The sequence below is a fragment of the Methanogenium sp. S4BF genome, from assembly GCF_029633965.1.
In the GTDB taxonomy this organism is placed as follows: Archaea; Halobacteriota; Methanomicrobia; order Methanomicrobiales; family Methanomicrobiaceae; genus Methanogenium.
This window is the reverse complement of sequence record NZ_CP091277.1, coordinates 2,147,973-2,160,782: the sequence shown is the minus strand read 5'-3', so window position 1 is coordinate 2,160,782 and position 12,810 is coordinate 2,147,973. Positions and strand designations below refer to the sequence as shown.

The window sequence follows — 12,810 nt, the reverse complement described above, 5'->3', positions numbered from 1 at the left end:
GTCCCCCATCAGAAGCATTATGCATCCCGGCCCCACAGGAAAAACCAATGGAGATTACGGTCATCGGCACCGAATCCCTCGGGGTACGGGGCCTCTCCTGCATGGTGACAGCAGGCGACCGGCGAATTCTTATCGACCCGGGGGTAGCACTCGGCTATCTCCGCCACGGCCATCTGCCCCACCCCTGCCAGGTGGCGGTGGGCGCCGTTGTGCGGAAGAAGATCCTCGCCGCCATGCCTGAGGCGACCGACATTATTTTCAGCCACTATCACGGCGATCACGTGCCGCTCGCAGACGCCAACCCCTACCAGATTTCCCTGAACCACATTCCCTCCCTTGAAGGCACCCGTTTCTGGTGCCGTGGGACGGCATCCCTCTCATTCCATTCCCTCCACCGCAGGGAGGCAATCGAAAACCACCTCGGCCACCCGCTTCCGGATGCAGACGGCACCAGTGAAGGCATCCTTTCATTCTCTGTCCCCGTGCCCCATGGTTCACCACGATCCCACCTGAGAAAGGTGATGATGACCTGCATCCGGGACGAAGGGCGGACGTTTGTCCATGCCTCTGACATCCAGATGCTCAACCGGGAGGCAGTGACTATCATCCGTGCATGGAAACCGGACGTGGTGATCGCATCCGGCCCGCCGCTCTACCTCCTGCGTCTGACGGAAAAGGAACGCACCGAGGCCTGGACAAATGCCCTCAATGCTGCCGAAGGGTGTGGCACCCTCATCCTCGACCATCACGTTTTGCGATCGCACGCCGGATGCCGGTGGGCAGAGAAGCTCTCAGAAGAGGCAGGGGGGAATGTGGTTTCTGCCGCTGAGTTCATGGGAAAAGAGCCGCTTCTCCTTGAGGCACGACGGGAGGAGCTGTATCGGGATTATCCGGTCCCGGAACGGTGGCATGATGCGTATGCACGCGGGGATGTGGGGGTTGAGGGATTTTTGGATTTTATAGGGTTGGTGAAGTGATGGGATTCCTGTGGTTTCGTACACCGGCACCCGCACAACGAATACCCCTCGGTAGAAAATAATTATATTCATAATGATTATAACTATAATCATTATGGTCTTCTATGGCAGGGAAAAGGAAATCCAACTCCTGCAGAAATTATATAAGAAACTGCCCGGCATGGTTGTGATCACTGGAAGACGGCGGGTTGGCAAGACGTCGCTTATCCGGGAATTTATCAAAGATAAGAAGTCGCTGTACTTCTTTGTTGACAACAATAAGACGATTGATATCCTGATTCAGGACTTTTATCATCAAATCACTGATACCCTTGACCTTCCCGGCTACGTAAAAATAACCACGCCCGAAGACCTTCTTGATTTTCTGTTCTCCTGTCGTGAGGACCTCATAATTGTCTTCGATGAATTCCAGAGATTCAATGACATCTATCCTGCCTTTATTACGCAATTACAGAACAAATGGGATATGATGGGAGAGTCCTCCAGACTGTTTATTATCACCTCCGGATCTTCGGTGGGAATGATGAACAAAATATTCCTTGAGGGGGGCGCACCACTCTTTAAGCGGGCCGACACCATTTTGACCCTGAAACCGTTTTCACCGGCCGGGATCTGGACATATCTTGAGAATATTGGTATACATGACAGGGAAGAGAAGCTAAAGCTGTATCTTCTTTTTGGGGGGATGATCTATTATTACCGGCTTGCTGAAAAATATGGGTGCAATAGTTTTGATTCAGCCCTGAAAAGTCTCGTTTTTGATGAATTCGGGCCCCTCAAAGATGAAGTAAAAGATGTACTTGTTGAGGAATTCGGCCGCCTCCACCCGACATACTACGAGATAATATCCGCACTTGCACGGGGCAGATCAACCCAGAAAGAGATCGCAGATATGACCCATATCGCACCGGGATCTCTCACAGTCTATCTCAACAATCTTATTCATCTCTTAGGAATCGTTGAGTACCGGATTCCTGCAACTGAGAAACATGGACACTCCAAGAAAGGCAGATATGTGCTGAAAGACAATTTTTTCGGATTTTATGCATATTTCATCTATCCGAATATGAGCAGTTTCATAAGCGGCAGGGATAACAGCACCATTGAACATCTTGTACATAAAGAGTGGCAGTCCTATTCCGGCCGTGTATTTGAGGACCTGTCGAGAATTCTGCTTCTAAACCGTTTTTCCAGGGGATATGAGATGACCGGAGGGTGGTGGAACAGAAGAGGAGATGAGATTGATTTTATCGCAACTGGCACATCAAAGATTCCCGTTGCAATTGAGGTTAAAAGCAGGACTCTGAGTGCAGAAGATGCCCTTTTGGTTCTCAGGAAACTTGAGAATAAGCTCAGCCTTATTCCGGGTTTCTTTGATACAGCCTGCCCTGAAACGACCATTTCCGGTGACGAGAAAACCCGCGACGTGATTACCGGAATTGTGGCGAAGGATATGAGTGCCACTGACAGGGCAGTTCTTTCGGAAAAAGGGCACATTTTTTATGATATTTTTGAACTGATCGAAGAGAGTGATGGAAACCAATGATACAGCAGTCCATTCCTCTCGCCAGAATTCCCTCCGACACAGATGAAGACCCGATTGACCTCGCAGAACCACTCGTAATCGATGCCCTCTGGGATGCAGAGGAAAACGAATTCATCCTCTCAAATGAAAAATACCATCTCCTCGGGACGGCAGAGACTCTGTATGATGCGATGCGGGAAATCGAACATGGCGTCCTCTTTCTCCGTGACGAGTATCTGAGAGAAGATGATGAGAACCTGACAAAGGGTGGCAGGGAGCTCAAATCACGGTTACATGCGCTATTTTCCTGTGGTGACGAATGACGACGAGAAAGACCAAAACGATCGCGGCAGCCTTCACAGGAAGTGATTTTCGAAAGAGCAGTCATCAACGGATGCAAACAGTCATCCATGCGCCATACCGGGAAAAACCCTGATTTCGCCTGATACGCATACGTTTTTTGTGCATGAACACCCACACCGAAACCATACCACCGAATACCATACCAGTCGCGGATACCTCCCATGAATTCTGAGAATACCGACGAATGGCTCTACAGCACCACTCACCAGTCCCCCTGCAGACTCCTTGAAGAGCAGGAGCTATGGGGGAGCGTCACCTGCCGGATCTGGCTCCAGACAAACGATACCGTCGTCACCGTGCCCAAAGAGACCATCATACCCATTGAAGCCACCAGAGCAGACGAAGTCACATCTTATCACATCCGCTACCTCGCAACCGCCGCCCGCATCGCAGACCTCCTCGCAGAACCCGCAGCACCGGACGGTATGCTCCTCGCCCCGCTCGCATCCCGGGTCATCCCCCTCCCCCACCAGATCACCGCCCTGACCCGTGCTCTGGAAAATGAGAGTATCCGTTACCTGCTCGCCGATGAGGTCGGGCTGGGAAAGACCATCGAAGCCGGACTGATACTCAAGGAGCTCAAACTCCGGGGCCGTATTACTGCAAAACGACCCTGCGCTCTTTCCCTTCGATATCCCCTATATATCCGGGACCACGGTCACCCGCCATCATGAGCGACTTGACCTCATGCAGAACGGATTTTCCGATGATCTGGTGATGCTTAAATCCTGATACATACAAACGGGCAAAGAATACGACTGGTAGATCTATCATATGCAGTGCCCCAGAGAGACGGATGAACGCTCACAGTCCCGGGAGGTCGGGAATGCAGGGAGGAGGGGGGTTTCCTGCCTTCTTTGTTTCCACTTTTCCACTCATTCCCACTTTGTTTTCCACTCATTTAGAGCCATATATGCTAATGAAACAGACATCTTATGGCGGAGAGGCGATTTCTCAATTTCATTTCCACTTTCCACAGGATCACACATACCCCCACTACCATCCGCACAGGAAACCAAATCGCTGAATGATATCTGATTTGGGTGGAAAACTCCTGTAACATCTGTACATATATCTATACAAAACCCTCTTTACAAGAATAAACCCCAATATGCTCATTGTTTTGTTTCCACTTTTTGCCCAATTTAGGTGGAAACGAGGTGGAAGAGTGGAACTTGACACATCGCACCCATCTCCCGTATGCCTGTTTTCATCTGCATAGTCATCCAAATCGTCGGGTTTCAGCCAGACATCTCACCCGGCCGGCCATGCATGATACATGATACGATCAAAGGAGAAGTACTGTTGCTGCCGGCAGATCTCCGTCCCGCAGAGCTGTAAATGCTTTTTTTAGAGAGATTTTGGAATCAATAAAAAATGCTTTGCTGCAGAACCCGGAACTCTGCCAAAAAAGAAAGAGAATGATATGACATACCGCAGCTGCCGGAGAAAGAGCAACCCGCATATTCGGTGACCTTTAAGCTCGCATTACATCCGCCCCGTCAATCGGGACAGACGGATTGATCACCACAATCTCCGGCGGCGTGCCGAACCGGAGGTCCTGTTCAATCATGCTGGACGACCCGATGCCACGGGTGATGAACGCAGGTGTTTCACCCTGTGTACAGAATCCCTGAATATCAAATATTCCTGCGTCCTTAATGAGCTCCAGTCCTGGTGCACTGAACTGTCCGCCGTGCAGGTGACCGGAGAGGATGAGGTCCGCGTCCCAGTCCGCCCGTGCTCCGGGCTCATGAATCATATATATTGTGAAGACATCCGTCTCCGGGACTGCGGGCGGGTCGGCCCTGCCTGCCCAGGCATCATCCACACCGACAAGCATCAGCTCTGTTCCCCCGAGGCTCAGCAGTTCATACTCATTCTGCATCACATGAACACCGGCGTCTTCGAGGGCTGCGGCGACATCCGCTCCATATGCCAGGTCAATAAGCGGGTCATCCTGCAGCATGGAGACATCATACCCGTCCACCGACAGGTCTGCCTCCTGCATCGCAAGCATCTTTGCAGGCCCGTTCAGCCCGTGGACGCCTGCCTTGTAATCATGATTGCCAAGCACTGCATAGACCGGCGCATCAATTTCGGCCCATACGTTCTGGTATGTGAGATCATCCTCGTCACTGGTGACAAAATCCCCCCCGATGAGGACCAGTGAGGCATTCAGGGCATTGATCTCCTCCGCCACCGAATGCATAAATGCCAGATTTCCGCTCTTCAGATGGGGATCGGCGATAAAGACGATATCATTGGGTGCGCCCTCCATCTCAATGACCGTAATTTCGGCCGATTGTCCTTCATATACCATGTAGCCCCCCATACCAGTCAGGAGGACGAGGCCAAACACCGTGGCGTACAGATGCGGTGTATACGTTTTGAGCCGGTCTTTCATGAAATCTGTACCCTTGTTTGAGAGCCAGATATAAAGAATTCGGTTTTGTACCACGAATCCCGTTCCGCCAACCATTATCAGGAACGGCAGACAAATACCTGAATAATGAAATGCCCGGTTTGTGGCGGCCCCTGCCTTGAAAAAGCAGCAGAAATTATCCGCCAGCGCGAAGGAAGCTTTCTCCCCTGTCCTTCATGCAGGGACACCATTCTCGATAAACGCTCACCCCCGTCATTTCGCAGAAGAGCGCCATGTACGGCATGCGGGAGAAGGCCGCTGGACGAGGTGGTGGCAGACTGCTGGACCATCATGGCAGAACAAGGCGATCTCCCTGCCACTGCTCCCGTTATGGCAGCAGGCATCCCGCTCATCCACCCGGGAGTGGCACTCACCGAACCGCCCCATCTCGGCCTCTCCTCCATGGTATTTCTCTCCCGTTCGGTTATGCAGGAGGCAGCAGACCGTATTGCAGCAGAGATCCCGGAAGTCAAAGGAGTGGTGCACGACAGCGGAGCAGTCCCCGGGATCGCTGAAATGGACGGCACCATCCCGGAATACCACACCAACACCCTGCGTGCCGGGTGCGACGTCAGGGCCAATATCTTTGAGACCGGGGAGACGCCGGTCACCGTCTTTATGCAGCAGTCCTGTGCCCACATTGAATATCCCCGGGGGTTTGACCCAAAACTGGTTGCAACGGCGACAGAAGTAATACGCCATGAACCTGGGGTCTTCGTTGATGCGGCCTGCGGCGTGGGCACACTCAGCATCACCGCAGGTCAGTACGGCATTCCCCGGGTCATCATGAACGATGCATGGGGATATGCGGCATACTGGGCGGCCGTCAACCTGGACATCAACCAGGAGGCACTCGGTCTGGAGAGAGTGGATATGCATATCGCCTACAAAGACCTGCAGGAGGCGCCCGTCAGAACAGAGCCCCTGAAAGTGGCCGATGCCTTCGGAGACGGCACGCACTATGAAGTCTGGTGGGGAGACCTGCACCGCCTCTTTGCAGTCCTCCCGGAGAAAGTCGACCTCACGGTAATCGACCTCTTTGGCAAGGAAAACCGGGCCCGTATGGCAGATGTCGTCCGCCAGTGGAAGAACGAAATCGGCGGCGAGGTTTTTATTCCATAAGATCAACACTATACGGGGACTAGCCCGGGTGGTTAGGCGTCACCTGTTACCTGAAACCGCCGATATGCGGGGGGTGATAGTCCGGGGACGGCTTTGGCGATCTGTCTGAAGCTGCCATTCCTGACTGCGAAGCCTTGTCCTATGAGGTCAATGGCGGGGATTGGGGTATTCCGGAGGGAATATTCTGCCCCTTGTCGCGGAGACCGGCCGAGGCCCGGAAGGGAGCAGGCTTACCGTGAACATTTGGCGCCCATGGGGGTGCGGGGTGGAGGATGGGATGTCAGAATACGGCAGGCACGTATTGTCTACCCTGGATATGTCCCTATTCTGGTATATTTTATGGCAAAAGTCGCAATCATCGGAGCAAGCGGCAATGTCGGCCGTTATACTGCACATGCAGTCTCGAATATTCCCTATGTCAGTGATCTGCTGCTTTTTGGACGGCCGGGCAAGGAAGAAGTGCTGCACGGCCTCGCCTGTGATCTGCATGACTCGTTTGCCGCACGCGGCAGCCAGGCAGACGTAAAATTTTCCTGTATCCCAAAAGACCTTGAGGGGTCTGATATCATCATCGTGACATCCGGTGTTCCGCGAAAGGAAGGCCAGGACAGAATTGACCTTGCCCACGAGAATGCACGGATGATCTCTGAAATTGCGGCCATGGTCGGGTGGTACGCACCAAAGGCGATTTTATTCATCATCTCAAACCCGGTTGACGTAATGACCGCTGTGGCACTGAAATACTCAGGAATGAAGCCAAACCAGGTCATCGGCCTCGGGACGCATCTGGACTCAATGCGCCTCAAATGGAATATTGCCAAATACTTCGATGTGCATGTAAGTGAAGTTCATACCCGTATCATCGGTGAACATGGCGACTCGATGGTACCGTTATGGTCGGCGACCACCATCGGTGGCATCTCCATCCAGAATCTCCCTGAATTTAAAGACCTCCCCGAAGAGCGTATCATGTACAACGTGATGAACGCCGGTTCGGCCATCATCCGCCGTATTGGTGCAACAGTCTACGGGCCGGGAGACGCAATCGCAACCATCGTAGGCACCATTCTCGGAGATGAAAAGAGAATCCTCACGGTTTCCACCTTCATCAGCAGCGAGATCCACAATATCGGCGATGTCTGCATCGGCACCCCTGTCCGGCTGGACAGAAACGGCGCAAAAACCCTTGCCATTACCATCAGTGATTCAGAGGTGGAGGGATTCCGGAAATCGGTGGATAAAATCCGTGCCATCACCCAGGACGTCCTTGAACGGCTGGAAGGGAACTGCTGAAGGCTGTTTCATTTAATTTTATTTTATTTTGATACGATTCCCACAGGAACGTGCAGCTCTTCTCTGGCCCGGGCCATCTGACGCATGAAAACCGGATACAGGCAGCTCAAATAACATATATATCACAGTTTGGCGGTATCAATGGCAATTAGAGATACGGGAGATTACCCGGCACAATCGACATAATTTCTCCACATGTGGAAATTTCCCACACCTGTTTTGACGTTTTTGGCAACATTTCTGCACAATATTGGATAATTATAATACCTGCGCTGCACGTAATGAATGATATGAACTCTGAGGCTATTGAGGAGATCACCATCCTGCCCGGGAAGAACAGGTCCGGAGAACCGGAAAACTTTGATGAAATAATCATTCGCCCGGGTGATACCCTGTCAATTGTCGGACCGACCGGCTCGGGAAAGAGTGCGTTCATAACGGACATTGAAATTTTTCCGGAAACGATACGGTTACCGGGAGAACCGTACTGGTAAACGGAACACATCCGCCGGAAGACTACATACGCGATCCTGCAAAAAAACCGGTGGCACTGATAACCCAGAATACAAAATGCCTTGCAGACCTGAAGGTGCATGAATTTCTGGAAATGCACATCAGGTCACGGGGAATTGCTGAAACCGAACGTATCGGGAAGACCATTGACCTTGCCAATGAGTTCACCGGCGAAAAAATCCATCCTGACGTGAAGATGACTGCACTCTCAGGAGGGCAGACCAGATCCCTCATGGTGGCAGATGCGATAATAATCAGTAATACCCCGATAATCCTTCTGGATGAGGTCGAAAATGCAGGGATATTCAAAGACCGGGTCATTGAGACACTCAAAGCATATCACAAAGCACTCATTTTTGTCACCCATGACCCGATGGTATCCCTTATGTCCGATCGGCGTATCGTCATGAAAAACGGTGCGGTCACGAACGTTCTTGAACCGAACGGAAGAGAAAATATGGCACTTCAACAGGTGATCGAACTTGACAGGGTCCTGTACCGGATGCGTGAACAGATTCGTGCAGGAGAAATGATCTCTGACCAGGGATTCACATGAAACTGATCATCATTGCCGGGCCGCCATCCTGCGGCAAGACTGCCGTTGTAAAACAGATCATCAGAAATACCGGCAATCTGCACACCATCGCGTATCTGAAGATTGATGTCACACGGGCATTTGAGGATGAGGAGCTGAACCGGGAGTTTGGCATCCCGACAAAGAAGGTCTACTCAGGAGACCTCTGTCCGGATCATGCAGGTGTCATGGTCATGAACGACGCTATTGAATGGGCAGAGGAGGAAGCAGCAGACATCCTTATTGTCGAGAGTGCCGGACTCTGCCTGAGGTGTTCACCCTATACCACCCAGTCACTGGGCATCGTCGTGACCAGTGCGGTCAACGGCATCAACACCCCGCTCAAGATGGCGCCCATGATAGCCCTTGCCGACATGGCGGTCGTAACCCGGACAGATCTCGTATCACAGGCAGAAAAAGAGGTGTTCCGTGAACGGATACGGGAGGTGAACAGGGACATTGACATCATCGAAACAAATGCCGTGCAGGGGACCGGGATGCGGTATCTGCTCCGTGCAATTGAAGAGTGCCCCGATATCACCAGCCCTGAAGCAATCACCCTCAGGGGGGCACCGCCGCTGGGTGTGTGCACAATCTGTATCGGCAAGACCGATATCGGGTGGCAGAAGCATTTCGGTGTGGTCAGAAAACTGGACGGGGCGGATTACCTCTACCGGGGGGATTAGCATATGGACTGGACCCCCCCGGGAAAAGACTGCGCCGCATGCGGTGCGAAGACCTGTGCGGACTTTCTGAAACAGGTCGAAGAGGGAACAAAATTCAATGAGGACTGCCCGTTTTTCAGGCAGAGTTTCGCTGGAAAGAGCCACCCCCATGAAACGGTGTACAACGGTTCTGATATTCATGGTGAACCGTATGATTTCATCCTTGAACCCCTGCCGGGTGAGATATCCGCACGGAAAATAATTGTCCCGTTTCGGCCGGATCTTGTCGAAAGATGGGAAATAGCAGAAGGGGACATCGTGGTTGGCAGACCGATGGGGGCCGGGTGTCCGGTGCAGCATGTATTAAGAGTGATTGACGCGTCCCCCGTCAGCGGTGTCATCACCACCCATGTGGTTGGCCCGCAGTTCTCGCGTGGGCGGGAATACCGGGATCTCGAGGCATACCACATCGCCGGTTTTGAGGGGATTGCAAAAACGGTAAACCACGAACCGGTGTTCGGCAAAAGACATAAATTTCTGCCGGGGTTCTGTATGATGTATCTGGGGCACACAGGTGTCGTAAATATGATCCTGAACAAGGCATCGGGGATGCACATCAGGGTGGAGGACATACGCCTGTGAGAGCGGCAGCAGGAGCCAGGACAAAGCAAAGGAATCCGGGAGTTTTTGAACGATGCAGGCAGAAATGAGGCGAGCGGATGACGAATGCTCTGAACAAAAGCCAGAATGTGAAACGGAAATATTAAGAGGCGAGTAATATGACGGAAAAATATGTCCTTAAATGCCCGGACTGCGGAAGAATCATCCCTGACCGGTATACGAATAACTGCCCTGCCGGGTGCACCGGGCTTATCAGGGCATACTACCAGAAAAGGCACCTGCAGATCCAGAGTTATCTGGGGATATTCAGATACTCCGAGTGGCTTCCGGTAGAGAGTCATCTGCCGTCTGATGCGGGCCCCGTCACATACAAAAGCGAAGCACTGGCGCGTGAACTGGGGCTCTCCAATCTGTATATCGGTTTTTCCGGCTACTGGCCGGAGCGGGGTGCACACATCGAGTCCTGTTCGTTCAAGGAGCTGGAGGCACTGCCCACCACCGTCCGGATGAGAGAGAAGGGACACGGGATCCTCCAGATCTCCTCGGCAGGAAACACCGGACGGGCGTTCTGTCAGGTATCAGCGCTCAGCGGCGCCCCGGTGGTTGTCGTAGTGCCGGAGTCATCGGCAGAAAGGCTCTGGACAACCGCACCCACCGAACATGTCTGCCTGATTACGGTGGAAGGTGACTATACCGATTCAATCAATTTCGGCAATGCAGTCTGCCACCTTCCCGGGGTTGTCGCAGAGGGCGGTGCACGGAATGTCGCCCGCCGGGATGGCATGGGGACCGTGATGCTTGACGGCGCTGTGACGGCAGGGCGGCTGCCGGATGTCTATTTCCAGGCGGTCGGGAGTGGAACAGGCGGCATTGCCGCATGGGAAGCGGCGATGCGCCTGATTGGCGACGGACGGTTTGGAACGACCCTGCCGCGCCTGCAGCTGTCTCAGAACGAACCATTTGTACCGATGACCCACGCATGGCAGGACGGGAGACGGGACATCATCCCTGAAAGAGATATGCCGGATGCCCGCCATGCTGTCAGTCAGGTCTATGCCGATGTCCTGACCAACCGGGAGCCGCCGTACTCCGTCAAAGGCGGCGTCTATGATGCCCTCTTTGCAACGAACGGGACAATGGACGCGATTACCAATGCCGCAGCCAGAGAGGCGGAGAAGATATTCGTTGACACAGAGGAGATTGACCTCGACCCGGCGGCGTCTGTCTGCGTGGCCTCCCTCATCCGGGCCGTAGAGGCAGGCACTGTCGGAAAGGACGACTGTGTTCTGCTCAACATCACCGGCGGCGGGTACCGCCGCGTGCGTGAAGATAAACAGCAGTTCCCGGTGGAACCCCTGTTCCGGGTGAAGACGGGAGAGACAATGGACGCGATCAGAGGCGACCTTGAAGCCTGGGTGAACACCCATCTGCGGAGAATCCATGCCTGAAATACCACGGGATAAAAAAAACAGGCATGGTAACCCTCTGCCTGAAGAGCGGGTGCTTGAAATCCTCTCGGATGAGGGAATTGACATGACAGTCGTCCTCCCGTGTGACCGGACAAAGGAGCTCTGCTCCCTCCTGGAGCAGTCTGCAAAGACGATTACAATTCTCCGGGAGGAGGACGCGGTCGGGCTGTGTGCAGGCCTCTGCCTCACCGGGAAAAAGCCGGTGGTGCACATCCAGAGTTCAGGTCTGGGGAATATGCTCAATGCCATGATGTCCCTGACCATGTTCTACCGCCTTCCGCTGCCCATCCTCGCCAGCTGGCGGGGGGTTTACCAGGAGCAGATCGCAGCACAGGTGCCCTTTAACAGCCACATCCCGGGTCTGCTCGACGTGCTGGGCATTCCATACACTATCATCTCCCACCCATCTGAACTCGACCGAATCAGGGATGTGATCCGGGATGCATATACCCGGTCCCGCCCGCATGTGGCATTGCTCTCACCCCGGGTCTGGGAATGCGACCGCTGTTCACTGAACAAATCAGAGTTTCCTGCCCGCACGCGGGATGTGGCATTCCGGTACACCCGCACGATACCGGAGCCGGTGATGGCACGGGCGGACGCCATCAGGGCCGTTGCGGGCCTCCTGGATGATGAACTGGTCGTATCAAACATCGGTGTGCCGGGAAAGGAGCTCTACGCCGCATCGGACAGGCCAAAAAACTTCTACATGCTCGGAAGCTACACGCAGGCATCACCGCTCGGGTTCGGCATCAGCCTTGGCACCGAACGCGATGTTGTTGTTCTTGACGGAGACGGAAGCCTCCTCGGGACAGCGATTCTTCCGGTAATAGCTGCAGAAAAACCCGCAAACCTGACCATCATATGCCTTGACAACGGGGCATTCGGGAGCACCGGCAACCAGATGACCCATGCCTGGAGCGGCGTTGATATGGAACTGTATGCCATTGCAGCAGGGCTTACCACCACCTGCAAGGTGCACACCGCAGATGAACTGACACGTGCATTCCAAACCAGAGGAAGGGGCCCATGCTTCATTCATGTCCTCCTGAAGCCCGGCAATGCCGACGTAAAGAACATCCCCCTCTCACCGGCTGAGATTAAGGAGCGGTTCATGGGTTCGGTGGATGGGGTTTGAGATCCGTCTGTGGGGAGACAGGAAGGCATTTCGGCTTCAGAAGGAGTCTGAGGGATGAATTCCACTGGAGACATACGGCTTTCTGTCACAGCGAAAAAGGGATGGCTGTCCCACCGTCATTGAAG

The 12,810-nt window shown here is 53.5% G+C and carries 11 protein-coding genes, 1 other RNA gene and 1 pseudogene; 12 read left to right on the top strand and 1 reads right to left on the bottom strand.

Going from position 1 to position 12,810, the window contains the following annotated elements:
* Window positions 1-47 precede the first annotated feature (47 nt).
* The 4 genes from L1S32_RS10355 (at window position 48) to L1S32_RS10340 (ending at window position 3,539) form a co-directional block, all read left to right on the top strand.
* Window positions 48-977: a hypothetical protein gene (locus L1S32_RS10355; RefSeq protein ID WP_278155022.1), complete on the top strand. Its 930-nt coding sequence runs from the start codon at window positions 48-50 to the stop codon at window positions 975-977.
* 73 nt (window positions 978-1,050) lie between these two features.
* Entirely contained in the window at window positions 1,051-2,523 is a 1,473-nt protein-coding gene (locus L1S32_RS10350; protein WP_278155021.1) for an ATP-binding protein, read from the top strand.
* A complete protein-coding gene (locus L1S32_RS10345; RefSeq protein WP_278155020.1) occupies window positions 2,520-2,825 on the top strand; it encodes a hypothetical protein in 306 nt (101 codons plus the stop codon). The genes L1S32_RS10350 and L1S32_RS10345 overlap by 4 nt, the downstream gene beginning before the upstream one ends.
* A gap of 201 nt (window positions 2,826-3,026) precedes the next feature.
* Window positions 3,027-3,539 (top strand): hypothetical protein, encoded by a 513-nt coding sequence (locus tag L1S32_RS10340; RefSeq protein ID WP_278155019.1) that lies wholly within the window; start codon window positions 3,027-3,029, stop codon window positions 3,537-3,539.
* A gap of 803 nt (window positions 3,540-4,342) precedes the next feature.
* Here the strand turns inward: L1S32_RS10340 and L1S32_RS10335 are convergent.
* Window positions 4,343-5,272 carry a metallophosphoesterase gene (locus L1S32_RS10335; protein WP_278155018.1) on the bottom strand — a complete coding sequence of 310 codons (930 nt, stop codon included), beginning with the start codon at window positions 5,270-5,272 and terminating at the stop codon, window positions 4,343-4,345.
* Window positions 5,273-5,377: 105 nt separating this feature from the next.
* On the opposite strand from L1S32_RS10335, the gene L1S32_RS10330 reads away from it, so the two are divergent.
* From L1S32_RS10330 to comE, 8 genes and pseudogenes are all read left to right on the top strand, one after another.
* Window positions 5,378-6,412 carry a hypothetical protein gene (locus L1S32_RS10330; protein WP_278155017.1) on the top strand — a complete coding sequence of 345 codons (1,035 nt, stop codon included), beginning with the start codon at window positions 5,378-5,380 and terminating at the stop codon, window positions 6,410-6,412.
* 12 nt (window positions 6,413-6,424) lie between these two features.
* An RNA gene (gene ffs / locus L1S32_RS10325) (signal recognition particle sRNA) lies at window positions 6,425-6,738 on the top strand.
* 13 nt (window positions 6,739-6,751) lie between these two features.
* A complete protein-coding gene (locus L1S32_RS10320; RefSeq protein ID WP_278155016.1) occupies window positions 6,752-7,705 on the top strand; it encodes a malate dehydrogenase in 954 nt (317 codons plus the stop codon).
* A 290-nt stretch (window positions 7,706-7,995) separates the two neighbouring features.
* Window positions 7,996-8,774 (top strand): annotated as a pseudogene (locus L1S32_RS10315) (ATP-binding cassette domain-containing protein).
* A complete protein-coding gene (locus L1S32_RS10310; RefSeq protein ID WP_278155015.1) occupies window positions 8,771-9,478 on the top strand; it encodes a GTP-binding protein in 708 nt (235 codons plus the stop codon). The pseudogene L1S32_RS10315 and the gene L1S32_RS10310 overlap by 4 nt, the downstream one beginning before the upstream one ends.
* 3 nt (window positions 9,479-9,481) lie before the next feature.
* Entirely contained in the window at window positions 9,482-10,099 is a 618-nt protein-coding gene (locus L1S32_RS10305) for a (Fe-S)-binding protein (protein WP_278155014.1), read from the top strand.
* A gap of 137 nt (window positions 10,100-10,236) precedes the next feature.
* Complete coding sequence (locus L1S32_RS10300; RefSeq protein WP_278155013.1) at window positions 10,237-11,526, top strand: cysteate synthase; 1,290 nt, start codon at window positions 10,237-10,239, stop codon at window positions 11,524-11,526.
* Window positions 11,519-12,685, top strand: coding sequence for a sulfopyruvate decarboxylase subunit beta (gene comE, locus L1S32_RS10295; protein WP_347403346.1), 1,167 nt, complete (start codon window positions 11,519-11,521; stop codon window positions 12,683-12,685). The genes L1S32_RS10300 and comE overlap by 8 nt, the downstream gene beginning before the upstream one ends.
* Window positions 12,686-12,810 lie beyond the last annotated feature (125 nt).